Source organism: Nonomuraea sp. NPDC003709, from assembly GCF_040610775.1.
Lineage (GTDB): Bacteria > Actinomycetota > Actinomycetes > Streptosporangiales > Streptosporangiaceae > Nonomuraea > Nonomuraea angiospora_A.
Window position 1 is genome coordinate 114,844 of the sequence record NZ_JBEXMW010000029.1, and the last position, 25,690, is coordinate 140,533.

The 25,690-nt window shown below is 68.2% G+C and carries 16 protein-coding genes; 5 read left to right on the top strand and 11 right to left on the bottom strand.

The window, feature by feature from the left end; genetic code table 11:
- Positions 1–122: 122 nt before the first annotated feature.
- Together ABZX61_RS54960 and ABZX61_RS54965 are read right to left on the bottom strand one after the other, a co-directional pair.
- Positions 123–1,649, bottom strand: coding sequence for a glycoside hydrolase family 43 protein (locus ABZX61_RS54960; protein ID WP_355208414.1), 1,527 nt, complete (start codon positions 1,647–1,649; stop codon positions 123–125).
- A gap of 31 nt (positions 1,650–1,680) precedes the next feature.
- Positions 1,681–3,015 carry a PHB depolymerase family esterase gene (locus tag ABZX61_RS54965; protein ID WP_355208416.1) on the bottom strand — a complete coding sequence of 445 codons (1,335 nt, stop codon included), beginning with the start codon at positions 3,013–3,015 and terminating at the stop codon, positions 1,681–1,683.
- 1,428 nt (positions 3,016–4,443) lie between these two features.
- On the opposite strand from ABZX61_RS54965, the gene ABZX61_RS54970 reads away from it, so the two are divergent.
- The 4 genes from ABZX61_RS54970 (at position 4,444) to ABZX61_RS54985 (ending at position 11,908) form a co-directional block, all read left to right on the top strand.
- Positions 4,444–7,170, top strand: coding sequence for a beta-L-arabinofuranosidase domain-containing protein (locus ABZX61_RS54970; protein WP_355208419.1), 2,727 nt, complete (start codon positions 4,444–4,446; stop codon positions 7,168–7,170).
- Positions 7,167–9,188, top strand: a complete 2,022-nt coding sequence (locus ABZX61_RS54975; protein ID WP_355208421.1) for a family 43 glycosylhydrolase — start codon at positions 7,167–7,169, stop codon at positions 9,186–9,188. The genes ABZX61_RS54970 and ABZX61_RS54975 overlap by 4 nt, the downstream gene beginning before the upstream one ends.
- A 72-nt stretch (positions 9,189–9,260) precedes the next feature.
- The gene (locus tag ABZX61_RS54980; RefSeq protein WP_355208424.1) at positions 9,261–10,715 is read left to right on the top strand and encodes a non-reducing end alpha-L-arabinofuranosidase family hydrolase; all 1,455 of its coding nucleotides are present in this window, start codon (positions 9,261–9,263) and stop codon (positions 10,713–10,715) included.
- A 170-nt stretch (positions 10,716–10,885) separates the two neighbouring features.
- Complete coding sequence (locus tag ABZX61_RS54985) at positions 10,886–11,908, top strand: LacI family DNA-binding transcriptional regulator (RefSeq protein ID WP_355208427.1); 1,023 nt, start codon at positions 10,886–10,888, stop codon at positions 11,906–11,908.
- Between the two features lie 110 nt (positions 11,909–12,018).
- Here ABZX61_RS54985 and ABZX61_RS54990 read toward each other — a convergent pair whose 3' ends face one another.
- A complete protein-coding gene (locus ABZX61_RS54990; RefSeq protein WP_355208430.1) occupies positions 12,019–13,065 on the bottom strand; it encodes a LacI family DNA-binding transcriptional regulator in 1,047 nt (348 codons plus the stop codon).
- A 291-nt stretch (positions 13,066–13,356) separates the two neighbouring features.
- Between ABZX61_RS54990 and ABZX61_RS54995 the strand changes: the two genes are divergently transcribed.
- Positions 13,357–13,662 (top strand): glycoside hydrolase family 2 TIM barrel-domain containing protein, encoded by a 306-nt coding sequence (locus ABZX61_RS54995; RefSeq protein ID WP_355208466.1) that lies wholly within the window; start codon positions 13,357–13,359, stop codon positions 13,660–13,662.
- Between the two features lie 54 nt (positions 13,663–13,716).
- On the opposite strand, the gene ABZX61_RS55000 is transcribed toward ABZX61_RS54995, so the two are convergent.
- The 8 genes from ABZX61_RS55000 to ABZX61_RS55035 form a co-directional block, all read right to left on the bottom strand.
- Positions 13,717–15,408 carry a cellulase family glycosylhydrolase gene (locus ABZX61_RS55000; RefSeq protein WP_355208432.1) on the bottom strand — a complete coding sequence of 564 codons (1,692 nt, stop codon included), beginning with the start codon at positions 15,406–15,408 and terminating at the stop codon, positions 13,717–13,719.
- Between the two features lie 90 nt (positions 15,409–15,498).
- The gene (locus tag ABZX61_RS55005) at positions 15,499–16,944 is read right to left on the bottom strand and encodes a glycoside hydrolase family 43 protein (RefSeq protein WP_355208435.1); all 1,446 of its coding nucleotides are present in this window, start codon (positions 16,942–16,944) and stop codon (positions 15,499–15,501) included.
- Positions 16,945–16,958: 14 nt separating this feature from the next.
- Positions 16,959–18,971, bottom strand: coding sequence for an alpha-galactosidase (locus ABZX61_RS55010; RefSeq protein WP_355208438.1), 2,013 nt, complete (start codon positions 18,969–18,971; stop codon positions 16,959–16,961).
- The gene (locus tag ABZX61_RS55015) at positions 18,968–20,899 is read right to left on the bottom strand and encodes a beta-galactosidase (protein WP_355208469.1); all 1,932 of its coding nucleotides are present in this window, start codon (positions 20,897–20,899) and stop codon (positions 18,968–18,970) included. The genes ABZX61_RS55010 and ABZX61_RS55015 overlap by 4 nt, the downstream gene beginning before the upstream one ends.
- Positions 20,900–21,005: 106 nt before the next feature.
- Entirely contained in the window at positions 21,006–22,040 is a 1,035-nt protein-coding gene (locus ABZX61_RS55020; protein WP_355208440.1) for a LacI family DNA-binding transcriptional regulator, read from the bottom strand.
- A gap of 4 nt (positions 22,041–22,044) precedes the next feature.
- Positions 22,045–23,004: a carbohydrate ABC transporter permease gene (locus tag ABZX61_RS55025; protein WP_350742881.1), complete on the bottom strand. Its 960-nt coding sequence runs from the start codon at positions 23,002–23,004 to the stop codon at positions 22,045–22,047.
- Positions 23,001–23,918 (bottom strand): ABC transporter permease subunit, encoded by a 918-nt coding sequence (locus ABZX61_RS55030; protein ID WP_355208443.1) that lies wholly within the window; start codon positions 23,916–23,918, stop codon positions 23,001–23,003. The genes ABZX61_RS55025 and ABZX61_RS55030 overlap by 4 nt, the downstream gene beginning before the upstream one ends.
- Positions 23,915–25,576: a hypothetical protein gene (locus ABZX61_RS55035; protein WP_355208446.1), complete on the bottom strand. Its 1,662-nt coding sequence runs from the start codon at positions 25,574–25,576 to the stop codon at positions 23,915–23,917. Before ABZX61_RS55035 ends, ABZX61_RS55030 begins: the two co-directional genes overlap by 4 nt.
- Positions 25,577–25,690 lie beyond the last annotated feature (114 nt).

A 25,690-nucleotide genomic window follows, 5' to 3' on the forward strand; every position in this document is an offset into this window, starting at 1 on the left:
GCTTGAGCTCGATTGGCGACACCGGCCGCCGGCACCGGACCTTGGCTTGCTCCTCGGGGTCGCCGCCGGCGCGGGCGGCTTCCGCTTCCGCCGCAGAAACTCCTGCATCCACTCGGCCACGGTCACCGTGGGATTGAAGTCCTGGCGGGTGCCGGGCCTTGCGCCGCACCTCCTCCGCCGGTGACAGACGACAGGGCTCCGCCGGACGCGCCCCAGCCCGTCGTGCCGCTCTCCATGTCGCCGTTGGTCAGCAGGTTCCCGCCGGCAGCAGTACCGCCGGTGAACTGCCACCAGTTGACGTTGAAGAGATTGCCGCTCCCGCCGGTGTACTTGAAGTACAGGTCATGGGTGCCCGTCGCGCCGTTCACCGGGCAGGTGACGGTCGTCCACGTCTGCCAGCCGCCGGTTCCCGGCACGGTGCAGGTCCCCACCAGCGTGCCGTTGACACCGTCGAGGTGGAGCTCGATCCGGCCGCCGCTGGTCGCGGAGGCCACCCGCGCGGTGAAGGACGTCGCGCCGGAGCCGAAGGCGACGCCCTTGACCTTGATGTGGTCGCCGTTCTCGATCCAGCCGACGTTCATGCCGCCCTCGCTGGAGGGCTCGGTCTCCACGCCTGACTCCCCGGCGATCGTCTCGGCCTCCTGGCGGACGTAGGGGTTCAGCGTGCCCACCTGGGGTGCTCCGGTCGTGGTCATGTTGATCGTGGGGATGGTGCCGTCGGCGTTGTAGGTGAATTTCTCCACGGCGACCGAGCGGGTGAAGCCGCCGCCGCCCGGCAGGGCACCGTTGTGGTAGAAGAAGTACGACCCGCCGTTGAAGTCGATGATTCCGGGGTGGTTGGTGAAACTGCTGCCCTGCGTGGGCATGACCGTCCCGCGGTAGGTCCAGGGCCCGGTGGGGCCGGGGGCCGTCGAGTAACCGATGAACTCTGAGCAGCATTTCGCCGCGAAGACGTTGTAGTACAGGCCGTTGCGCTTGTAGACCCAGGGTCCCTCTTCGTACAGGGTCGGTCGGCTCGTGTTGCCGGTACGGGTGCCGAAGCCCGCGGTGGTGAGGGGGATCTGCGTGGGGCTGCCCGAGTACGAGATCATGTCCGGGTTGAGCCTGACGTACCACAGGTTGGGATTGCCCCAATACAGATAGGCCTGCCCGTTGTCATCGATGAAGACGGTGGGGTCGATCTCACCGTTCCTGACCAGCGGGCGCCCGATGGCGTCGGTGAAAGGCCCGGTGGGGCTGTTCGAGACCCCGACGCCGATGGCCATCTGACCGCTCGCCCGGTCTTTCACCGGTACGTACCAGTAGAACTTGCCGTTTCTGTAGACGGCCTGGCCGGCCCACGCGTCCGCGCTCGCCCAGCTGAAGGTGGCGACCTTCATCGGCGAGCCGTGGTCGGTCCAGTTCACCATGTCCGCGGACGACCAGACCCGCCACTCCTTCATGGTGAAGTACGTCGAGCCGTCCTCGTCGTGTCCCGTGTAGAGATACACCCGGCCGTTGTGCACCAGCGGAGCGGGGTCGGCGGTGTAGATGGTCTGGACGATCGGGTTGTCCGCCCTGGCCGTGCCAGGGATCATCGTCACGAGGCAGAGCAGCGCCATGATCACAAGCGCGCCGCGCCCGGGTAAGACTTCGAACCGAAGTTTCATGATCACCTTCCGGATTGCGGACCGCGGCGCGTCAGGTACGGGTCCAGCGCTGGTTGGCGCCGCCGTGGCAGGTGTAGAGCTGGAGCCGGGTGCCGTTCGCGGTGCCCTGACCCACGGCGTCCAGGCACAGCCCGGACTGCACACCGGTGATGGAACCGTCGGAGTTCACGCGCCACTTCTGGTTGTCGCCGCCCCAGCAGGAGTAGATCTGGATCCTGGCACCGTTGCCGGTCCCGGCCGCGTCGAGGCACTTGTTGCCATAGACCCTGATCTCGCCGGCCGAAGTGGCGGTCCATTGCTGGTTGTCCCGCCCGTTGCAGTCCCACAACTGCACTGCGGTGCCATCCGCGGTGGCAGCGTTCGGAACGTCCAGGCAACGTCCGGAACCCACTCCCCTGATCGGCCCGGTGCCGTCACCGGGCACGGTGGGAGTCGACGTCGGAGTGGACGAGCCGCCGTCCAGCCCGAAGAAGCGGATGGCGTAGACGGCCATCCCGGCGTGCGGCAGATCGTGGCCGGCGCCGGTGATGGTGTACGCCTCGACCTGCCCGGAGCCGAAGACTCGCCGGGTCCATCCGGATTGCGGGCTGTCAGTGGAGGCCGGAGTCTGGGGCAGTCCGTGCACGTTAATCCACTGGTCGACCTCTTCCTGCAGCATCGTGTACGGCAGCACGGAGTCGGCGGTGCCGTGCCAGGCCATCACGCGCGGCCGGGGCCCGGTGTAGCCGGGGTAGGCGTTCCTGACCAGGTCCCCCCACTGCTGCGGCGTCTTGTCCCCGCATCCCGCGGGCCCGAGGCAGCCGTAAGGAACTCCGGAGAACGGCGCGCCGGCCTTGAACACGTCCGGATACGTGGCGAGCAGGTTGTTGGTCTCCATCGCGCCGGAGGAGAAGCCGGTGGCGAACACCCGCTCCGGGTCACCGTTGTAGCGCTGCAGCACGTAGGCCGTCATGGAGACGATCGACACCGGATCACTGCCGCCACCGTGGCGCAGGGCCTCGTTCGACCACACGTCGAAGCAGTTCGACATGCCGTTGGCGCTCTTGTTCGCCTGCGGGTAGATGACGATGAAACCGTACCGGTCGGCGAGCGAGGCGAACTCGGTGCCCTGGTGGAAGCCCGGGGCCCAGCCGTTGCAGCCGTGCATCGCCACCAGCACGCCGGGCCGGGCGGCCACTCTGTCGGGGACGTAGAGGTACATCCGCAGGCCGCCGGGGTTGGCTCCGAAGTTCGTCACTTCGGTCAGGGCCGCCGCCGACGCTCGCGGCGCAACGGTGAGGAACATGGACAGTGCGGCGGCCACGACAGCGACCAGAGCCGCCACGCCGGCTCCTATGGTGGCGTACGCCTTAGGACGCGGTTTCATTCGCTGCCCTTCTCTTCACGTGTTCGGCCTCTCTGTGGGGCTGCCGTCCTGGCGGAGACGCGTCGGACGGGCCCGTACTTCCGAGTCGCCGACGCTCGCGAGCCGACTGCGCCGATACGGGACGGGGAGCGGCCACGGAGCGTCCGGCGGCCTGGTGTGTGGTGCCTGCGCGGATCTCGCTCGGCTGCGGTCGTTAGCGCCCGCTCGGCCAATGCCAGTTGTTAGCGCTAACAAGCAGCTTGCTCGTCGAACTCCTCCTCGGAGGGCCGGTGGGAGGTGGTGGCCTCACGGAGCAAATACGAGACAGAAAGGTAATGTCAAGAGCCTCCGGGCCGGCAGCGGATCAAAGGAGACGGAGGCCGAGCGCGCTCACCTGGCGTTTCCCGGGCAAGGCCGCAGTCGATCGACGAGGGCGTCGCCATGAAACTTTCAGCTGAGGTCTCGCACGGCCGGTTAGGCCGAAACTTTCAGGTCTACCTGATCGACCGTAGTACCACTACAAGGGGCATAAGCGTCGAACGGCGTCGCCGAAAATTTTCACCGTTCGATTGACAAGTTTCGGCGAGATTCCCACACTGAGTTCCCGAGGCGATTTCCCTGTCAGATCGGTGGTGCGCGACAGGGGGCGCTGTAACGACGCCCTTGTGGTGCACGTTCCCCGTGAACGTGACGTCGTGTCCTGCGGGTGTTCCCGCACGCTCCTGTCCGATGATCTGCCTATGGAGGCTGCGGAGCCCCGCCCGGCGCGGCAGCCGCGCAGAGCGGCCGTTACTTCGGCACCGCCATCGCCGCGGGCAGCACCGAGAACTGCGGGTTCCCGGTGGTCGCGAACCGCTCAGGGACGAAACTTAACTAAGATCACTTAGGGTGCCGGGCGCGCCGGTAGCGCAGCCATAGGCCGGCAGCATGTTGCCGATGAGCGGCGACCTGAGCGCAGCGCCAGGCCCAAGGCGATCGTCCGCGCCTCGACTCCAGGTCAGTAACTTAATTCGCGATCTGCCGCAAGTTACCCTATTGCCAACGCGTAACTTCTGTGAAACTTTCACATGAACGAGCAGGACGGCGCGATCTCCCTGGAGGCAAAACTCCAGGCGGGAAGGCATTCCGACGGCAACGCCCAGGTCGGCGAGGGCGCCCCTCGTTGACGCCGGGCCTGACCGTCGGATGTACTCCGCGACAACGCGCTCAACGGAGTAGGCCAAGGATCGACTGTTAGCGCTAACAGGTTGCCCTCTGCGATTCGGTAACGGAGGCCTGGATGTCCCCTCTCGTCCCCCACGACGACACAGGAGCCATGACGGCTACGGTTCGCTCACCAGCGATGTGTTAACGCTAACACATCGCCCAAGAACGGCCTTCGAGGGCCTGACCTGGTGAACACGTGACCGGCGGACGCCGGTCACCGCCCCCCACCTCCAAGGAGCCCCCATGTCCTTGAGCCGTCGCCGGCTCTTACAGGCCGCGGGCGCGACCGTCGCGTTCTCGGCCGCCGGCCAGGTAATCGGCACGCCCTCCGCTCTGGCCGCACTCCCCTGGGCCAGATCCGACATCGGCGTCTCGGCCTACGAGTTCGACCTCGGCCAGGTCCGGCTGACCACCGGCCGCTGGCTGGACAACCAGAACCGCACCCTGAGCTACCTGCGCTTCGTCGATGTCGACCGGCTGCTGTACGTCTTCCGGGCCAACCATCGCCTGTCCACCAACGGCGCGGCGGCCAACGGCGGCTGGGACGCGCCCAGCTTCCCGTTCCGGTCCCACATGCAGGGCCATTTCCTGACGGCGTGGGCGCAGGCCTACGCGGTGCTCGGCGACACCACCTGCCGGGACAAGGCCAATTACATGGTGGCGGAACTGGCCAAATGCCAGGCCAACAACGGCGCTGCCGGATTCACCAGCGGCTACCTGTCCGGTTTTCCCGAGTCGGACATCACGGCCGTGGAGAACCGCACCCTGACCAATGGCAACGTGCCGTACTACTGCATCCACAAGACCCTGGCCGGGCTGCTGGACGTGTGGCGGCTGATCGGCAACACCCAGGCCCGGACCGTGCTGCTGGCCCTGGCCGCGTGGGTGGACACCCGCACGTCGCGGCTCAGCTCGAGCCAGATGCAGGCCATGCTCGGCACCGAGTTCGGCGGCATGAACGCCGTGCTGACGGACGTGTACCAGATGACCGGCGACTCCCGCTGGCTGACCACGGCCCAGCGGTTCGACCACGCGGCCGTGTTCAACCCGCTGGCCGCCGGCCAGGACCAGCTCAACGGGTTGCACGCCAACACGCAGGTGCCCAAGTGGATCGGGGCGGCCCGCGAGTACAAGGCCACGGGCACGACCCGCTACCGCGACATCGCCGCCAACGCCTGGTCCATCACCGTCGGCGCGCACACGTACGCCAACGGCTCCAACAGCCAGGCCGAGCACTTCCGCGCCCCCAACGCGATCGCCGCCCACCTGACCAGAGACACCGGCGAGGCGTGCAACACCTACAACATGCTCAAGCTCACCCGGGAGCTGTGGCTGCTGTCGCCGACCCGGGCCGACTACTTCGACTACTACGAGAACGCCCTGCTCAACCACCTGGTCGGGCAGCAGAACCCGGCTGACGCACGCGGGCACGTCACCTACTTCACCCCGCTCAACCCCAGCGGACGCCGGGGCGTCGGCCCGGCCTGGGGCGGCGGCACCTGGAGCACGGACTACAACTCCTTCTGGTGCTGCCAGGGCACCGGCATCGAGACCAACACCAAGCTGATGGACTCGATCTACTTCCACAACGGCACCACGCTGTTCGTGAACCTGTTCGCGCCCTCCACGCTCAACTGGAGCCAACGCGGCATCACGGTCACCCAGACGACGTCCTACCCGGTCGACGACACCACGTCGCTGCAGGTCACCGGCAACGTGAGCGGATCGTGGGCGATGCGCATCCGCATCCCGGCCTGGACCCAGGGCGCGACGGTCAGCGTCAACGGAGTCCAGCAGACCATCGCCACCACGCCAGGCACCTACGCCGACCTCACCCGCTCGTGGACGTCGGGCGACACCGTGACCGTGCGGCTGCCCATGCGGGTGGTCACGAAGGCCGCCAACGACAACCCCGGCGTGCAAGCCGTCACCTACGGGCCGGTCGTGTTGTCGGGCAACTACGGCAACACCAGCCTTTCGTCGGCCCCGACCCTGACGTCCTCATCGATCACCCGGACCAGCACCTCGTCCCTGGCCTTCACGGCCACGGCCAACGGGGCGTCGGTGCAGCTGGGGCCGTTCTACGACGCCCATGACCACAACTACGTCGTCTACTGGAACACCGGTGGTCAGGGCGGTACCGGCGCGGCGAGCTTCCGGCTGCTCAATGCGGCCAGCGGGCTGGCCCTCGGCATCCAGAACATGTCCACCGCCGACGGCGGCCTGGCCCTCCAGTGGACCGACAACGGCACCGCCGACCACGACTGGGTCCCGGTCGTCGACGGTGACGGCCTGCGGTTCCGCAACGTGCACAGTGGCAAGGTGCTCGGCGTCGAGAACATGTCGACCGCCGACAACGCCCGGGTGCTCCAGTGGGGTGACACCGGCACGGCCGACCACCGCTGGACGATCAGCGACGTCGGCGACGGCTCCGTCAAGATCCGTAATGTCCACAGCTCCAAGCTGCTCGGCATCCAGAACGGCTCGACCGCCAACGGGGCCCCGGTGGTCCAGGACTCCGACAACGGCAGCGCGGACAACCAGTGGCGGTTCGTGCCGAACGGTGCGCGGCGTATCCAGAACGTGGGCACCGGGATGGTGCTCGGCGTCACCGGCATGTCCACGGCCGACGGCGCGCTCGTCGTCCAGTGGGGCGACACCGGCACCGCCGACCACCTGTGGACGGCAATCGTCGACACCGGCGGCTACCTGCGGCTGCGCAACTCCAACAGCCAGAAGGTGCTGAGTGTGGAGAACAGCGGCACCGCCTCCGGCTCGCGCGTCACGCAGTGGGCCGACAGCGGCACCGACGACCACCGCTGGCGGCTGCGCTACGGGTCGGGTGCCGCCTTCCGCGTCCAGTGCGCCAACGGCGGCCGGGTCCTCGGGCTCGGTGGGACGTCCCAGGGCTCGCAGGTCGTGCTCGCCGACGACAACGGCTCGAACAACAACCTCTGGAGGTTCCTGTGAGGCGCGTGCTCGCGGTGCTCTCGTCTCTGCTTCTCGTAGGCGTGCTCCTCACGCCCACGGCGTCGGCCGCCACGGTCGACACCAACGCGTGGTACGTCCTGGTCAACCGCAACAGCGGCAAGGCCCTGGACGTCTACAACGCATCCACCGCCGACGGCGGCCGGATCACCCAGTGGACCCGTAACAACCAGAACCAGCAGCAATGGCAGTTCGTCGACTCCGGCGGCGGCTACTACCGCCTCAAGTCCCGTAACAGCGGCAAGGTCCTGGACGTCAGCAACTCCTCCACCGCCAACGGCGGCGCGATCGTCCAGTGGGCCGACCACAACGGCACCAACCAGCAGTGGCGCCTGGCCGACTCGGCGGGCGGCTACGTACGCCTGATCAACCGCAACAGCGCCAAGGCCCTGGAGGTCCAGGGCGCCTCCACCGCCGACAACGCCGGCATCGTCCAGTACGACGACTGGGGCGGCGACAACCAGCAGTGGCAGCTCGTCCCGATCGGCAGCGACCCGAACCCGGGCGGCGACTACACCAACCCGGTCGTCTGGCAGGACTTCGCCGACGGCGACATCATCCGGGTCGGCGACGCCTACTACTACTCGGCCTCGACGATGCACTACTCGCCGGGCGCGCCGATCCTGCGCTCCTACAACCTGGTCGACTGGGAGTACGCCGGACATTCGGTCCCGAGGCTCGACTTCAACTCCGCCGCCTACGACCTCAACGGCGGCCGGGCGTACGTGAAGGGCATCTGGGCCTCGACCCTGAACTACCGGCCCAGCAACAGCACCTACTACTGGATCGGCTGCGTCGAGTTCAACCGGACCTACGTCTACACCGCCTCAGCCGTCGACGGCACGTGGACCAAGCGCTCCCAGATCAACAACTGCTACTACGACGCCGGCCTGCTGATCGACACCAACGACACCATGTACGTCGCCTACGGCAACAGCACCATCAGCGTGGCCCAGCTCTCGGCCGACGGGCTCAGCCAGGTGCGCTCCCAGCAGGTGTTCCAGACCCCGAGCAACGTCGGCACCCTGGAGGGCTCCCGCTTCTACAAGCGCAACGGCTACTACTACATCTGGCTGACCCGCCCCGCCAACGGCCAGTACGTGCTCCGCTCCACCTCGCCATGGGGCCCGTACGAGATGCGCCAGGTCCTGCTCAACATGCCCGGGCCCATCTCCGGCGGCGGCGTGCCCCACCAGGGCGGGCTCGTCCAGACCCAGAACGGCGCCTGGTACTACATGTCGTTCGTCGACGCCTACCCCGGCGGCCGGGTCCCGGCGCTCGCGCCGATCACCTGGACCGACGACTGGCCGACCATCCAGACCGTCAACGGCGGGTGGGGCGTCAACTACCCGAAGCCGGACATCCAGACCAGCCGGACCGTGGCCTCCATGATCGGCCCCGACACCTTCACCTCAGGCAGCCTTGGCCACCGCTGGGAGTGGAACCACAACCCTGACACCAGCCGCTTCTCCACCGGCAACGGCCTGCGCCTGCAGACCGCGACGGTCACCAACGACCTCTACAACGCCCGGAATACTTTGACCCACCGCATCCAGGGCCCGTCGTCGACGGCGACGATCGAGCTCGACTACTCGCAGCTGGCCAACGGCGACCGCGCCGGGCTGGCGATGCTGCGCGACCAGTCGGCCTGGATCGGCGTCAAACGCGACAACGGCGTCAACCGGGTCGTGATGACCAACGGGCTGACCATGAACAGCTCCTGGCAGACCACCGGCACCGGCACCGAGGCGGCCGGCGCCAACATCTCAGGCGGCCGGATCTGGTTGCGGGTCAACGCCGACATCAGGCCCGGCTCCGGTAGGCAGGCCCGCTTCTCCTACAGCACCGACGGCAGCAACTTCGTCGGCCTCGGCCCGGCCTTCACCCTGAACAACGCCTGGCAGTTCTTCATGGGCTACCGCTTCGGGATCTTCAACTACGCCACCCAGTCCCTCGGCGGCGCGGTCACCGTACGCCGCTTCGACCTCACCACCCCCTGACGCACACGTCGACACGGGAAGGCACCCACCAGCAATGGCAACTCGCCCAAGTCGGATAAATCGGAGCACATCATGAAATTCAGATCGCTATCCGTCCTCGCGACGGTGGTCACCTTACTGGCGAGCCTGTTCGTCGCCCTTCAGACTCAGTCCGCCAACGCGGCCACCGTCGACACCAACGCCTGGTACGTCCTGGTCAACCGCAACAGCGGCAAGGCCCTGGACGTCTACAACCTCTCGACCGCCGACGGCGGCCGCATCACCCAGTGGACCAGGAACAACCAGAACCAGCAGCAATGGCAGTTCGTCGACTCCGGCGGCGGCTACTACCGCATCAAGTCCCGCCACTCCGGCAAGGTGCTCGACGTCTACAACTTCTCCACCGCCAACGGCGGCGCGATCGTGCAATGGGCCGACGGCAACGGCACCAACCAGCAGTGGCGACTGGCCGACAGCTCGGACGGCTATGTCAGGTTCATCTCGCGCCACAGCAACAAGGCCCTGGAGGTCCAGGGCGCCTCCACCGCCGACGGCGCCAACATCGTCCAGTACGACGACTGGGGCGGCAACAACCAGCAGTGGCAGCTCGTCCGGGTGGACGGCGGCGGCAACCCCGGTCAGTGCGATCTTCCGTCGACGTACCGCTGGACATCGACCGGCGCGCTGGCGAACCCGAAGTCGGGGTGGGTCTCGCTCAAGGACTTCACCGTCGCCCCCTACAACGGCAAGCACCTCGTCTACGCCACGACGCACGACACGGGGACGAGCTGGGGTTCGATGAACTTCGGCCTCTTCACCAACTGGTCCGACATGGCCTCGGCCAGCCAGAACACGATGTCCTCCTCCACTGTCGCGCCCACGCTCTTCTACTTCGCCCCGAAGAACATCTGGGTGCTCGCCTACCAGTGGGGCGGGACCGCCTTCTCCTACCGAACCTCCAGCGACCCCACCAATCCGAACGGCTGGTCATCGCAGCAGGTGCTCTTCTCCGGAAGCATCTCCGGCTCCGGAACAGGCCCCATCGACCAGACGGTCATCGGTGACAGCACGAACATGTACCTGTTCTTCGCCGGGGACAACGGCAAGATCTACCGGGCCGGCATGCCCATCGGGAACTTCCCGGGCAGTTTCGGCTCGACCTCGACGGTGATCATGAGCGACACGACGAACAACCTGTTCGAAGCCGTTCAGGTCTACAAGCTCCAGGGCCAGAACAAATACCTCATGCTCGTCGAGGCGATCGGCTCGCAGGGCCGCTACTTCCGCTCGTTCACCGCCACCAGTCTGAACGGTTCGTGGACACCGCAGGCCGCGACCGAGAGCAACCCCTTCGCCGGCAAGGCCAACAGCGGCGCCACCTGGACCAACGACATCAGCCACGGCGAGCTGGTCCGTGCCAGCGCCGATCAGACCATGACCGTCGATCCCTGCAACCTGCAGCTGCTCTACCAGGGACGCAACCCCAACTCCGGCGGCGACTACGGCCTCCTGCCCTACCGGCCCGGTCTGCTGACACTGCAGCGCTGATGACGTGACACGGGTCCGGTCGGAGCCGGCGTGGCAGGGCCGCCCTGCTCGCGCCCTTCCGCGAGACGGCCCTCCGGCTAGGAACACCGTTTCGGGGCGGCCCGGCGATCCGGGCCGCCCCTCCGTCAGCGGCTGCCCGTCTCCCCGCACTCCGTGACTAAACTGCCGCCATGCCCACGGAGTCGTCTCCTCTCACCCTCGCTCAGCTCGCCGAGCTGGCCGGAGTTTCCACCGCGACGGTCTCCAAGGTCGTGAACGGTCGTTCCCAGGTGTCGTCCGAAACCCGCGCCGCCGTGGAGGAGCTGATCCGCCGGCACGGCTACCGCCGCCAGCGCCGCCGCTCCATGCCGACGGCCCTGGTGGAGCTCGTCTTCCACGCTCTGGAGGGCGACTATCCCGTCGAGATCACCAAAGGTGTGGCGGAGGTCGCCCGTCAGCACGACCTCATGGTGGGGATATCGGACCTGCACCGTGACCACACCGCCGGAGACGCCTGGCTGGAGAGCGTGCTGCGGCGCCGCCCGAGCGGCGTGATCGCGGTGTTCTCCGGCCTGACCGAGACCCAGCACGAACAACTCGCCCGCCGCGAGATCCCGCTGGTCCTGCTGGATCCGGCCGACACTCCCGCGCGGAACATCCCATCGGTCGGCGCCGGCAACTGGAACGGCGGGCTCACGGCCACCCACCACCTCCTGGAGCTCGGGCATCGCCGTATCGCCATCATCACGGGGCCCGACTCCGCGCTGTCCAGCCGGGCCCGTCTCGACGGCTACCGCACCGCCCTCGACATGGCCGGCGTGCCTGTCGACCCGGAGCTGATCGGCCGGGGGGACTTCTTCATCGAGGGCGGTCTGGCCCAGGCGCACCGCATGCTGCGCCTGCCCGACCGGCCAACCGCGATCTTCGCCACGAACGACGGCCAGGCCATCGGCGTCTACCACGCGGCCCATCGGCTCGGCCTGCGCATCCCGGATGATCTCAGCGTGATCGGCTTCGATGACATGCCGTCGGTGCGGTGGGCCGTTCCACCGCTGACCACCATCCGCCAGCCCCTCACCGAGATGGCCGCCGCGGCAACCTCGATGCTGCTGACACTGGCCCATGGCGAGCAACTGCCGCAGAGCCGCGTCGAGCTGGCCACCGAACTCGTCGTACGCGAGAGCACCGGGCCTCCCATGCTCCCGCCTGCCTGAGCCGGAGCGCGGCATCCAAGGGTCAACGGGCCGAGTTCACCAGCAGGCGCCCCGAGCAGGTCGTCCCCCCGGACGTGGACGCCTTGGTAAATCTGCTCCACCGAAACAGCTCAGCCCCTCGGCGGTGCTGTGCTCTCGCGGATCGTGAGAGTTGTCGCGAGCTCCAGCCCCGCTTGGGGGACCGACTCCCCGCGGCCGATGGCCAGCGCCAGTTCGGTGGCGGCGACCGCCATCTCGCTCAGCGGCTGGTGGACCGTGGTCAGAGGCGGGTCGACCCAGGCCACGACCGGAACATCGTCGAAGCCCACCACGCTCAGGTCCCCGGGGATGGACAGCCCGAGCTCGCGAGCGGCTTGGTAGACGCCGAGCGCCTGCATGTCGTTCGCGGTGAAGATCGCGGTCGGCCGGTCAGGCCTGGACAGGAGCTCGCGCGCCGCGGCGCAGCCGTCATCGCGGGTGAGAAGGGTCCTGACCAGGAGTTCGGGATCCGCGGGCACGTCGGCTTCAGCCAGCGCGGAGAGGTAGCCGGCCACTCTGGCGCGGCAGAAGGCATGATCCGGACCGCTGATCATGGCGATGCGGCGGTGCCCCAGTTCGAGCAGGTGCCGGGTCGCCGTCTGGCCACCCCTCCAGTTGGTGGCGCCCACGAAGGGAACGCCGTCCGGCAACTCCTCGATCGGGTCGAAGACGACGAACGGGATGCCTTTCGCCTTCAACTTGTCACGCTCGGACGGCGAGAGCTGGGCCACTGACAAGACGCAGCTAGGCCGCCGGCCGACCGTGTCGTCGATGGACATCGTAGGCGTGCCGTGGAGGCCGAACTCCGAAACCATGACCCCGGCGCGGCTCTTTCGCGCCACCTGCTCCACACCGCGGATGATCTCCACGGCCCACATGTGCTCAAGCTCGCGGAACACGAGTTCCACGACATTGCTCCGACTGGCTGAGGGCCTGCGGTATCCGTGCCGGTTGATCAGCTCTTCGACACGGGCACGAGTCTGCTCCGAGACTCCCGAACGTCCGTTGAGCACTTTCGACACAGTGGGGATCGAGACGCCCGCGGACTCGGCGATGTACGCGATGGTGACCGACGCCGGTCCGTCACCTGCCGCGCTCTGCTCGTCGGCCGCTGGTTCGCCCGGTCGGTTGTCCGTCACGTTCACCCTTCCTCATCAGCGGCGGGTCCGCCACGGCGGGTCGGCAGGCCAGGAATCATCACTTACACCAAGGAAACTATAGAGCAAGTCCGACGAAAACTTTCCTGCTGCCAGGACTCCGTCACTGACGGCAAACGGTGGTTTCGCCTTGCGCACCATGCGGGCGAGCGTCGCCGCGGTCGGCATGCAGAGCCAGGCATGGCTGTCATCGCTGGTACCGGCAGGGCTTCCCGCACGAGATGTTCGACAGTACGGTTTCGCGAGAAACTTTCGCGCTGCGCTGAAAAAGGCATGCCCCCTCGCTCTTTCGAAGACTTCTCACCCGGCTACGGCAAGCCGGCACCGCGCCGTCCTCGCTTCAGACGCCCCGTAGCTCGACCTGAACGGCGACTGGACGACGCCCTTGGCCGCGAGTTCTTCGCTTACGGCGGCGATTTCGGGGAGGACCCGCATGGCGGGAACTTCATCTGCGACGGCCTCATGTTCCCGGACCGGACGCCGTCACCGGGGTTCGGTCTCGCCGCCCGGTCGCTCCCCCGGTACCGGCTCGGCGTCAGGGCCGCCGACTTCGCCTTCATCCTGTCGCCGACGTCCTGAACAAAGAGCCACCGCCCCGCGTATGCGCGGGGCGGTGGCGTCAGATCAGAAGAGTCACGACGCGGTGCCGGTGACCGTGTCGCCGGACCTGGTCACCTGGTAGGTGACCTTGGCGCCACTCCAGAAGTGGAAGGTGAGCGTCAGCGGCGCGCCCTCGCGCATGACGCCGAGGAAGTCCTTGAGGAGGCGGATGGAGTTGCCGGCGTAGTCGGGAGAGAAGGTCCTGCCGTACTCCTTGTAGGACGTCCACTCGTGGGGAGCGGCGTTGGTGCCGTCGGCGTACTTGGCCTCCATCGTGGCCACCCGGTCACCCCGGAACTGGGCCGGGACGGTCAGGGACTCAGTGGTGCCGGCCGCGCCCGACAACACCGGCGTCTCGTAGCTGATCACGTTGATCTGCCACGGGATGCCCTGGGAGAACCGGGCCTGGATCGTCGCGTTGACGCCGTGGGCGCGATCGCCCGCCAGCCGGGTGAGGGCGGCTGCCGTGAGCGTGAGCTTGTCGCCGGACACCGTGTAGTCCCGGCCCGGGGCGAGCCTGGCATCGCCATGCCAGAGTCCACGGAACGAGGTCCCGTTCGGATTCAGGGTGAGCGACTGGGCCTCGATCGCGCCCGACTTCGACACGAAGATCGAATCAGTGGAAGCCGTACCGGAACGGGTGGTGAAGCTGGACTTGATCTGGGCGAACAGCCCCGGGTCCTTCCACTGCAGGGTCTCCCGGTTGAGGTGCTGGCCGTTGTCCCACCACATCGTGGTCAGCTTCTTGATCCGCGCCTGGTAGCCCAGCAGTTCGAAGAACTTCAGCTTCTCACCCCGCTGGACGGCGTTCACGTCCACGTCGAAGCTGAGCAGGCCGTACTCACCGAGGATCGCCGGGATGCCGCGGGAGATGAAAGTCTGGGCCGTCCTGTCGTAGTAGCCGATGAGTTCCTGCTGGGACTCTTCGTTGAAGGTGGTGACTCCGGCGATGTTCACGCTGAACGGCCAGTAGCCGTAGTGGTGGATGGTCACGGCCAGGTTCTTGTCGTTCAGCGAGGTGATCTCACCGTTCAGGGCGTCCAGGAGATTCTGGGACGCGTTGGTGTGGAGGGTCGGCAGCACCAGGATGCGGTCGGCGTTCTGGCCGCCGGAGGCGCGGACGATGCCGTGGAAGGAGCGGTTGAGCTCGGCCAGGAGCTTGGTCGCCTCCTCCTCGGTGGTGTTGTCGAACTGGGGTTCGTTGACGCTCTCGAAGAGCACCTTGCGCGGCGCATCGCGGAACGCGGCGGCGATCTGGGTCCAGGAGGCGTTGAAGCGGGCGACCACCTGGTCGCGGTCGGTGGCCATCTTGGCGATCCACTGCCACGAGTCGTGGTGGACGTTGATCAGGACATAGAGGTCGGAGGCGAGCGCCAGGTCGACGACCTCCTTGACCCGGTTCATCCACTTCGCGTCGATGGTGTACGGCGCGGTGGCGGACTGGTGGTCGGTCCAGGTGACGGGGATGCGGACGCTGCGGAAGCCCTGGGCACGGATCGTTTCGAACAGAGCCTTGGTGGCCCGCGGGTTACCCCATGAGGTCTCGTCGGGGATCGCGTCCAGCGTGTTGCCCAGGTTCCAGCCGGGCTGCATGGCCGCCACGACATCCATCGCGCTGCGGACGCCCTTGTCGGTCGAGGCCGCGGTGGGACTGCTGGCCAGCCCCAGTACGGTGATCAGCGCGATGAGAAGGCTCGCCGCGCGCGAGAGGGGGGTTCTCCTCATTTCTTCCCTTCCATGAGTCGCCACTGCGCCTGCTGCGCCGTGGTGTGGATGCGGTGCGTGAGGATCAGGCGGCCGACGCCGGCAGGGAGTTCATGGCGTGACCTCGTAGTCGAACCAGTCGAAGTGGACAGTGCCGGTCGCGGCGTACATGCCGATCACCCGGCCGGTGAAGCCGCCCGCCACCTCGGTGGACAGGTAGCGGCCGTCGAGGGAGGCGAGCACGGTGGAGCCCTCGATGCCGAACGAGAGCGTGTCGGGCGCTGAGCGCGGATAACCGGGAGACCGCGGCTCGGCGGCCTGGACCGTGAGCACCAGCGGACCGGCGGGGACGGCCTGTTCCGCGACCACGCTCCGTACCGAGCCGATGCGGGCGATGACCTGGACCCGGCCGTCGCCCGCCTCGATCTCGTAGTGGTGGTGCTCGTCGAGCCGGACCGCCAGGCCGCCGCGCCCCTGCGCGGAGTCGATCAGGGTCCTGGCCCGCCACCTCAGGTGCTGCGCGCGGCGGCCGAGGAAGGTCACGTCGTGCTCGTCGAGGGAGGCGCCGTCGGCGCGGAGCGTCAGCGATCCGGCCCGCTCCTTGGTGGTGTACAGGTCCGCCGGGCGGCTCCGCATCGAGATCCAGCAAGCCTGAAGCTCAGCCAGGTCGAAGTCGTCCATGAACGATCCGGACGGCGAGCCGGAGACGATCTCGCCGACGACCGGCCAGCCCTCCTCCCAGGTCACCGGGGCGAGGAAGGTTTCACGGCCGAGGACATGCCAGCCGGGGGTGCCTCCGCCGGGCCGTACGCCGAGAAAGGCCATCCACCAGGAGCCGTCGGGAGCCTGGACGAGATCCGCGTGGCCGGTGTTCTGGACCGGATGGCCGGTGCTGCGGTGCGTCAGGATCGGGTTGGCCGGGCACGGCTCGAACGGCCCGTCGGGCGCGGGCCCGCGGGCGATCGACACGCCGTGGCCCCGCTCGGTGCCGCCCTCGGCGATGAGCAGGTACCAGTGGTCACCGATCCGGTAGAGATGCGGCGCCTCCGGGGCGGCGGCGCCCGGCGTGCCCGACCAGAGCTTGTGCGGCTCCCCGAACGTCTCCCCCGTCCGCGGGTCGATACGCACCTGCGCGATCCCGGCGACCGTACACCAGCAGGTGCCGTCGTCGTCCCAGGCCAGATCGGGGTCGATGCCGGGGACGCCGGGCAGCCGGATCGGGTCGGACCACGGCCCCGCCGGGTCGGTGGCGGTGAACAGCATGTTGCCACCGCCATCGGCCACGACGGTGACGATCAGCCAGAACCGGCCGTCGTGGTGGCGGAGCGTGGGCGCGTAGACCCCGCCCGACGAGGGGGTGTCGGCGGACAGGCGCAACTGGCTCGGCCGTTCCAGCGCGTTGCCGATCTGCGTCCAGCGCACGAGGTCGCGGCTGTGGAAGACGGGCACGCCGGGGAAATATTCGAAGCTGGAGCAGACGAGGTAGTAGTCGTCGCCGACGCGGCAGATGCTGGGGTCGGGATGGAATCCGGCGATAACCGGATGAGGATCGGACACGCCGCGCGGTCCTTTCATCGGAGGCGGAGCAACGCTGCGGACGGAGCGGTGGGCAGGGTCACGGTGAGCTGCCGACCCTCTCTGATCGCGGCCTTGCCGCCGGCGGGATAGAGCAGTTCTGCTCTGTTCGGGTACGGCAGGCAGAGGGTTTCTTCGCCGCCGCGTCGCCAGAGGGTGAGATAGGTGGCGGTCGGGGCGTGCATGGCCAGCACGATCCACGGGTCGTCCCAGGCCGGCAGGCCGAGCGGCCAGGCGGGTACGGCCTGCGGCAGGTCGGCCCGGAGGCCCTTGTAGACGGTCACGGCCTCGTGGACGAGGTCGCGGGCTTCGGGGCCGAGTTCCGTGATCAGGCCGGACAGGTGGATCCGGCCGAGCAGCGCGCCGGCCATGGTGAACGCCACCTCGTCCGGGGAGTCCCCAGGCTGCGGATAGGCCCAGACGGCGCCCTGCTCGGGCGGGACGGCGGTGGGGGCCGAGGCCGCGATGGGCGCGTAGAGCTGGAGGTTCTGCTGGTCGCTGGTGGACTGCAGTTGGAGCCGGGAGAGCAGGGCGTTGTCGGAGCGCATGCCACCGGAGGCGCAGTTCTCCAGCACCAGGTGCGGGTGCCGGTCCAGGATGCCGTCGAGCCAGTCGAGCTGGGCGCGGTTGTGGCCGAGCAGCCCGGCGGCGGGGGCCTCGCCGTCATGGCTGCTCGTTCCGGAGCCGGGGTCGATGTTGTGGTCCAGCTTGAGGTAGCCGATGCCCCACTCGCTGACCAGGCGGTCCACCACCCGGTCGAGGTGTCCGCGGGCCGCCGGGTGGCGCAGGTCCAGGTGGTGCCGGAGGTTCTCGGTGACACGGACGCCGTCGCGGCGGAAGAACGCCTCGTCGGGCAGGGACTTCGCCAGTGGGCTGCGGACGCCGATCACCTCAGGTTCCAGCCACAGGCCGGGGGCCATGCCGCGTAGCCTGATGCGATCCAGGACCTCGTGGATGCCCCGATCACCTGGGAAGCGCGAGGCGGACGGCTCCCACGCCCCGACCGAGCCCCACCAGTCCTCGTCGGCGTCGGCGTACCAGCCGGCGTCGATGACGAAGTACTCCGTCCCGGCTTCCGCCGCCGCGTCGATCAGGGGAAGCAGTTTCTCCGTCGTGGGATCGCCCATCAGGCAGTTCATGTAGTCGTTGAAGATGACGGGCAGCCACTGGTGGTCCGGGTGCGGGCGGCGGATGGCCCGGCGATATCGGGTCAGCGCGGCGAAGGCTCCGTCGTGGTCGCCCACGGCGAGCGCGACGGGCACGGAGCGGAAGACCTCGCCGGGCGCCAGCGGGTGACGCCAGCCGTGGTGGGCGTCGCTGGGACCGGACAGCGCCACATAGGCGGCGCCTTCGCGCTCTCCGCACTCCCAGCGCCAGCCACCGCCGTTGTGCTCGATCTGCCACAGCCATGTGCGGCCGGTCTCGCGGTCGGCCAGGCCGCCCATCGGGAGGTTGCCGCAGCTCGACCAGACCCCCTGCCCGGCCAGGGTGAAGCAGCACTTGCCGTTGCCGTACCTGACCCGGCCGTTGAGCTGGGGGGAGGTGACTCGCAGCGGCCGGCGCTGCCATCTGTACTCGGCGAGCCAGTCGTTGTCGGCCCACAGCACGTCGGCGCTGTCCACGTCGGCGGTGAGCCCGCCGACCGTCAGGGAGGTGACCGACTCCAGCAGCAGCGTCTCCTCACCCTCGTTGCGGAGGATCACCTCACTGCGGAGCACGGGCAGGCCCTCCGGCGACCGGTAGATCACCTCCGCGGCGAGCCCCGTTTGCGGGTCGTGAAGTTCGACGGTGAGCACGTCCGCGGTGGCGTGGTGTCGCCGGTAGCGCATCCGCGCACCGATGGTGGTGTCGACGAGCCGGTGGGTCGACCAATGGCGGCCGTGCCCGGTCGCGGTCACCTCGACCAGCGGGAGCGCCGCCTGGTACAGCTCGCCGCCGGGCGGGCCGAGGTAGACCAGGCGAGCGTCACTGATCTCGAGTCGCAGGGCGTCGTGGCCCCAGGTGATCATCGGTTCTTCCTCAGTACGGCGCAGCCGCCTGGCGGCAGCTCGCTCACGGGAGCGCCGGTCAGCAGATCGTGGGCGCTTTCGGGGAGGCTGATGGTTGTGGCGGTGTGGTTGAGGAGGAACTCCCAGCTGCGGCCGTCCGTGGCATGCCGGGTGACGGATTCGACGCCGGGCGGCTCCGTGCCGACCCCGAGGATACGGGTGATCAGGGCGGCGTAACCGGGGTCGTCGAGCCGCGTCGACAGGTACCAGCCCTCGCCCTGGCCGAACCGGTGCCGGGTGAGGGCGGGGTGCCCGGTGAGCATGCCGTGGGTGTAGGTGAGGACCGTCTCGGCGCCCTCGCTGCGCAGCAGTTCGCTCCAGACCGTGGCTCGGGTGCCGTCCGACAGGACGATGTGCTCGCCTCGCCGCAGCGGACGGTGCTCCTCGACCCGGATGCCCAGCGCCTCGCGCAGCGGCGTCGCGGGGTAGCCGCCCAGGCGGGCGTGGAGGTACTCGTCGACGAAGCCGGTGAAGTGCTGGACGAGCAGCGTCCCGCCGCCGGAGACGTAGCGGCGCAGGTTCGCCGCCCCGGCGTCGGAGAGCAGGAAGAGGGCCGGAGCGACGATGAATCGGTACCGGCTCAGGTCGTGCTCGGGGTGGGCGAAGTCGACCGTGACTCCGGCCTCCCACAGCGCGCGGTGGGCGCGGCGCAGGCTGCCGTGATAGTCGAGGTCCGCCGAGGGCAGGCCATCGACCTCCATCGCCCACCAGGCGTCCGCGTCGTGCAGCACGGCCACCTCAGCGGTGACCGTCGAACCCTCGACCTCGCCGAGCCGCTCGACGGCCTCGCCCACCGCCTGGACCTCGCGGAAGATCCGGCTGTCGGCTCCCGCGTGCGGAACCATCGCCGAGTGCCACTGCTCGGCCCCGGCGCGGGACTGACGCCACTGGAAGAACAGGGCGCCCTCCGAGCCACGGGCGATGTGGCCGATCGTGTGGCGCAGGATCTCGCCGGGCTCCTTGCCAAGGATCCGGTCGCCGTCGTAGACGGTGTTGGCGCCCTGTTCCATCAGCAGCCAGGGGCGCCCGCCCGCGAAGGAGCGGGCGCGGTCGGCGGCGAAGGCGGTGTCCGCGGCGGCGTCCAGGCCCGGCGCGTCCGGGTAGTGGTCGATGGAGATCACGTCCACCTCGCGGCCCAGGGCCCACAGGTCCACGTTCTGGTAGCCGGGAAGCATCATGTTGGTCGTCACCGGCCGGTCGCTGTGCTCGCGAATCGCGTCGCGCTGCTCCCGGAAGGCCGCCAGCACCAGGTCGGACCAGAACCGCCGGAAGTCCAGGTGCTGGCCCGGGTTCTGGTGCCAGTTGGTGGCACGCGGCGGCAGCACCTGCTCCCAGGAGCCGTACCGCTGACTCCAGAACGCCGTCCCCCACGCCTCGTTGAGCGCCTCGAGCGACCCGTGACGGTCACGCAACCAGTCGCGGAACGCGGCGGCGGTGTGGTCGCACCAGCAGAGCGTGACGTACTCGTTGTGCACGTGCCACATCACGACCGCCGGATGCTCGCCGTACCGCTCCGCGAGTGCTCTTGCGATGTTTCGCGCAGCAGTGCGGTAGGCGGGGGAGGCCAGGCAGTAGGTGTCCCGGCTGCCGTGAATGTGCCGGGCGCCGTCTCGTGTGACGGGCATGGCGTCGGGATGGGCCAGGGTGAACCACGGTGGCGGGGAGGCCGTGGGAGTCGCCAGGTCCACCGAGACGCCGTTGGCGTGGAGCCGGTCGAGGTGTGCGTCGAGCCAGGCGAAGTCGTAGCGGCCCTCCTCCGGCTCCAGCAGCGCCCAGGAGAAGACGCCGACCGTCGCCAGGTTGACCCTGGCGCGGCGCATCAGCGCGTCGTCTTCCTTCCAGACCGCTTCGTCCCACTGCTCGGGGTTGTAGTCGCCGCCGAAGAACATCACGCTTCCTCCGCCCTGATCGGGAGCCGCGCTCCGTCGCGCAGGAAAGCGTCCTCGATGCGCCAGGCCTCGGGGTCGCGAAAATGGGGGGACATATGGAGTGCTCCTAGATGAGGCTGTGCCGGGGGGCCGGGCCGGTGCTCTCGCGGATGGTCAGGGTGGGGGCGAGCAGCACCAGTTCGTCGGTGGGCTGCTCGCCGCGCATGGACGCGGTGATCCGTGACATGACCTGCTCGACGGCGATCCGGCCGAGCTCCTTCGCGGGGCCGGTTACCGCGGTGAGGGCGGGCGCGTACCGTTCGGGCAGATGTTCGGGGCACAGGGCGATCACCGACGCGTCCTCGGGAACCGTCCGCCCGCTGGTGCGCAGGAGGTCGAGCAGCGGCCCGATGGCTCCCTCGTTCTGCACCACGAAGCCAGTGGTGTCGGGCCTGTCCGACAGGATCCGTCCGAGCGCACCGGCCGTGCTCTCATAGGTGCCCTCGCATGGACGGTGCAGGAAGCGCAGACCGCGTTCCTCCGCACGCGCGCGGAACCCCGCCAGGGTGCGCTCGGCGTATCCTGCGTGCCGCCGGTAGATGCCGGAGCCGTAGCCGATGAAGGCGATGTCGCGGTGGCCCTGGTCGGCCAGATGATCCGCGCACAGCGCGCCGGCGGCGGAGAAGTCGTGGTCGACGCAGGACAGCCCGCGGGGATCCTCGGGCAGGCCGATGAGCGCCGCCTGGGTACGCAGGTCCCCCAGCGTCGAGATGCGTTTGTCGTCCAGCTCGACGTCCATGAGGATGACGCCGTCGGCCAGGCCGCTGGCGGCGAGGCGGCGGATACCGTCGGGGCCCTCGTCATTGGTGATCAGCAGGACGTCGTAGCTGTGCTTGCGGGCGGCCACGGTGACGGAGGTGGCGATCTCCATCATGATCGGCACGTACACGTCGCTGCGGAGCGGCACTGCCAGAGCGAGGATGTGCGAGCGCTTGCCCGCCAGCGCCCGGGCGCCCGCGTTCGGGTGGTACCCGAGCTCGATCACACAGCGCTCGACGCGCCGCCGGGTCTCGGCGGAGACGCGGCGCTTGCCGCTGAGCGTATAGCTGACCGTGCTCGGGGAGACGCCCGCCGCCCTGGCCACATCGGCGATGGTCACCATCGGTTCAACCCTTGATTGCGCCGGTCAGGACACCGGTCCGGAAGTGCTTCTGAACGAACGGGTAGACGATCACGAGCGGCACCAGGGTGAGGACCACCACGGCCATCTGCAGCGACAGGGGGGCGGTCTGCGCGTGCGCCATGCCGAAGCCGGCGTTGACCGAGCCGGGCATGCCGACTCCGCGGTTGACGTAGGTCAGCAGCACGTACTGCAGCGGCCACTTCTCGCTCTCTGTCGGCATGTAGAGCATGACGTTGAAGAAGGAGTTCCAGTAGCCGACGGCGTAGAAGAGTGCGATCACTGCGGTCACCGCCCGCGAGGTGGGCAGGACGACGGACAAGAGGATCCGCCAGTCCGACGCGCCGTCCATCCGCGCCGCGTCGATCAGCTCACCCGCGGTGCTGGAGTAGAAGGAGCGGAGCACCAGGATGTTGAAGACCGAGACCGCGCTCGGGAGGATCAGCGCCCACCACTGGCCGTAGCCCCCAAGCCCGGTCACCACCAGGAAGGTCGGGATGAGGCCGCCGCCCACGAACATCGTGACGATCAGCAGCACCAGGATGAAGCGGTGCCCGAACGAACGCGGCCGCGACAGGCCGTACGCGCACAGGACCGACACCACCATGGACAGCGCCGTGCCGACGACGGTGATGCCGAGGCTCACCAGCAGCGCGGTACGTACGGTCGAGTCGGTCAGCATCTCCTCATATGCCTGGAAGGTCAGGCCATCCGGCCAGATCACCAGGCCGCCGGCCCGGCCGATGGCACCCTTGGTGGACAGGCTGGTCACCACGATGATCCACAGGGGGACCAGCACGACCAGCAGCACACCGCCGAGGGTGATGCCCTTGGCCGACTGACCGGCGACAGTCGGCGGTTCCTGCCAGCTCGGGCGTGTCGCCCGCCGCGCTCGCGGTGCCCGCACCGCGCGCCTGGCGCCTCCGATGGTGAATACCTTGGTCATTTCCGGTACAACCCGTCCTCGCCGAAGGAGTGCGCCAACCTGTTGGCGCCCCAGATGAGCAGGAGCGAGATCACGCTCTTGAAGAGCCCGGCCGCCGCGCCGAAGCTGTAGTTGGCCGTGGCGACGCCGTAGTAGAAGGCGTAGGTGTCGAGCACCTCCGCGCTCTCGTGGCCGACCGCGTCCCGCTGGATGAGGAACTGCTCGAACCCGACGGAGAGCGCTCCGCCGAGCCGGAGCACCAGCATCAGCACGATGACTCCCCGCAGGCCCGGCAGGGTGATGTGCCACATCCGCCGGAAGGGCCCTGCGCCGTCCGCGGCCGCCGCCTCATAGAGGCCGGGGTTGATGGCGGCCAGCGCGGCCAGGAAGACGATGATCCCCCAGCCGGCCTCCTTCCACACCCCCTGGAAGGTGACCAGGAGCGCGAAAGTGTCCGGGTTGGTCATCACGTCCCAGGTCTGGAGGTCATGCGAGCGCAGGAACTGGTTGAGCGCGCCCGCGCCGCCCAGCATCTGCTGGAAGATCGTGATGACCAGGACCCACGAGAAGAAGTGCGGCAGGTAGACGACCGACTGGACGAAGTTGCGCACCCGCTCGCTGAGCACCGAGTTGAGGAGCATCGCCAGCGCGATCGGGACGGGGAAAAACAGGACGAGCTGGACGAAACTCAGGTAGAGCGTGTTTTTCAGCGCGCCCCAGAACAGCGGGTCGGTGAAGAGCTGGCTGAACTGGTCGAGTCCTGCCCAGTCACTGCTCCAGATCCCCACCAGCGGGTCGTAGTACTGGAAGGCGGTGATGACCCCGACCATCGGGGCGTAGTTGAAGATCAGGAGCAGGCCGACCGCGGGCGCCACCATGATCAACAGCGACCGGTCGCGGCGCAGCCTGCCCCACCAGGTCAGGCGCTCGTTCACTGGCCTGTGCCGTACTTGTTCAGCACGTTCTCGGTCATCCACCCCTTGAGCCGGTCCAGGCTGCTCTTCTTCCAGGTGTCGATGACCTCCTGGACCTCGGAGACCTTCTTCTTGCCGTGGTAGCAGTCCTTGATGGCGTCGTCGAGGGACTGCGGCGCGTTGGCCATGGACAGCTGCTGCGGCATGCTGATGTTCATGTTCCAGAACACCGGCTTGTAGAGAGCGTTAACATTTGCGGCCTGCCAGGCCGCGTAGTCCTTCGTGACCTGGTCGGCGCCGGGATTACTGATCACGCCGGGCGGCGCGGCCAGAAACGGGAAGGTCTGCGGCTGGACGAACTTCTTGCCGTCCTCGTTCGCGGTCGGCACCCCGTCCTTCATCGTGTAGTGGACGCCCTCCACCCCGAAGGTGACCATCGTGTACTCGGCGGACCCGTACGGTGCGGCCAGATAGTTGGCGACCGCGAGCAACTCCTCGATCTGCTGGGGCTTCAGGCCGGCGTTGAGATAGCTGAAGACGTTCGTGGAGGCGCCCATGAAGACCTGCGGCTTGCCCGCGCCGTCGTGGGTGAAGTAGTTGAACGCGGCGCGCCGGTAATTTTTGTCGGCGGCGGTGCCCGACTCGTGGTCGGTGAGGTTCCAGCCGCCGGTGCCGCCGCCCTGGATCAGCACCTTGCCCGAGTAGAAGCGGGTGGCGCCGGAGGCGTTCTGGCCTGCGATCGTGTCCGGGTGGAGGTAGCCGGCCTTCGCCAGCCGGTAGTGCCAGTCGAGCGCCTCGAGGAACTGCGGCAGCTCGTACTTGTGGAGCAGCTTGCCCCCCTCGACCTTCCAGTTGGACGGGATGTCCCAGGCGGTGAAGAGGTAGGTGAACACGTCGTCGAAGGCCCACACGCCGCGCTTGGCGTCGGTCAGCTCCTTGCCCAGGTTCATCATGTCATCGACGGTCTTCACCTGGTCGGCGGTGATTCCTCGCGCCTCCAGGATGTCCCGCCGGTAGTAGATGCACCCGGCGACGACGAAGTTGCTGGAGAACGAGGGGATGCCGTACAGCTTGTCGCCCCACGCGCCGGCCTGCCAGGCGCCGGTGGGGATGGCGGCGAGGTTGGGATACTTCTTGATCTTGTCGCCGGCCAGGTAGGGGGTCAGGTCGGCGAGCTGGGTCCCGACCAGCCCGCCGATGTTGAACGCGGTGTTCCACCAGGTCGGCAGCTGGATCCAGTCGGGGAGGCGCTTGGCGGCCGCCATCGGCGGGACGATGGTGTTGTAGTTGTTGCCGTCCGCCGGCTTCATGGTGAGGGTGACGCCCAGGGCCTTGTTCATGGCCTCGTAGAAGGAGTTCCTTGCCGGCGGGACCGTGCCCCAGAGCGGAGTGACGGCGGTGTAGCTGCCACCCTTGCCCGGCACCGCCGAGACGGTCTTTACCGCAGTGGACGGGGACGGGTAGACCAGAAAGGCGGGGTCGGTCGCCCCGGCCAGCCCTGGCACGGACGGGATGTCCGCCTTGACGGCGGTGCTCGGCACGTACGACGGAAGCGCCGCCTGGAGCCCGGTCTTGGTGTTCGTGCCGATCTTCCGCTGGGGCGCGTTGCTGCAGGCGGCGAGGAGGGGAACCATCGCCGCGGCGCCGATGAAGGCTCTGCGGTTCAACTCGGGGGTCATGGGGGGGGTTACCCTTCGAAGTCGTCGAAGCGCTTCTATGTTGCCGCGAGACTAATGACATGTTTCCGGCAGCACAAGGGAAGTTGTTAAACGAAAGTTTCTCTCCTGTGAAGC

What these genes read in the sequence shown, in the direction of transcription:
- ABZX61_RS54985 (WP_355208427.1), top strand. Translation starts at nt 10,886, where the DNA reads ATGCCCACGGAGTCGTCTCCTCTCACCCTCGCTCAGCTCGCCGAGCTG.
- ABZX61_RS54995 (WP_355208466.1), top strand. Translation starts at nt 13,357, where the DNA reads ATGCCCCCTCGCTCTTTCGAAGACTTCTCACCCGGCTACGGCAAGCCG.
- ABZX61_RS55025 (WP_350742881.1), bottom strand. Translation starts at nt 23,004, where the DNA reads ATGACCAAGGTATTCACCATCGGAGGCGCCAGGCGCGCGGTGCGGGCA.
- ABZX61_RS55015 (WP_355208469.1), bottom strand. Translation starts at nt 20,899, where the DNA reads ATGTTCTTCGGCGGCGACTACAACCCCGAGCAGTGGGACGAAGCGGTC.
- ABZX61_RS54960 (WP_355208414.1), bottom strand. Translation starts at nt 1,649, where the DNA reads ATGAAACTTCGGTTCGAAGTCTTACCCGGGCGCGGCGCGCTTGTGATC.
- ABZX61_RS54980 (WP_355208424.1), top strand. Translation starts at nt 9,261, where the DNA reads ATGAAATTCAGATCGCTATCCGTCCTCGCGACGGTGGTCACCTTACTG.
- ABZX61_RS55000 (WP_355208432.1), bottom strand. Translation starts at nt 15,408, where the DNA reads ATGAGGAGAACCCCCCTCTCGCGCGCGGCGAGCCTTCTCATCGCGCTG.
- ABZX61_RS54965 (WP_355208416.1), bottom strand. Translation starts at nt 3,015, where the DNA reads ATGAAACCGCGTCCTAAGGCGTACGCCACCATAGGAGCCGGCGTGGCG.
- ABZX61_RS55035 (WP_355208446.1), bottom strand. Translation starts at nt 25,576, where the DNA reads ATGACCCCCGAGTTGAACCGCAGAGCCTTCATCGGCGCCGCGGCGATG.
- ABZX61_RS55020 (WP_355208440.1), bottom strand. Translation starts at nt 22,040, where the DNA reads ATGGTGACCATCGCCGATGTGGCCAGGGCGGCGGGCGTCTCCCCGAGC.
- ABZX61_RS54970 (WP_355208419.1), top strand. Translation starts at nt 4,444, where the DNA reads ATGTCCTTGAGCCGTCGCCGGCTCTTACAGGCCGCGGGCGCGACCGTC.
- ABZX61_RS55010 (WP_355208438.1), bottom strand. Translation starts at nt 18,971, where the DNA reads ATGATCACCTGGGGCCACGACGCCCTGCGACTCGAGATCAGTGACGCT.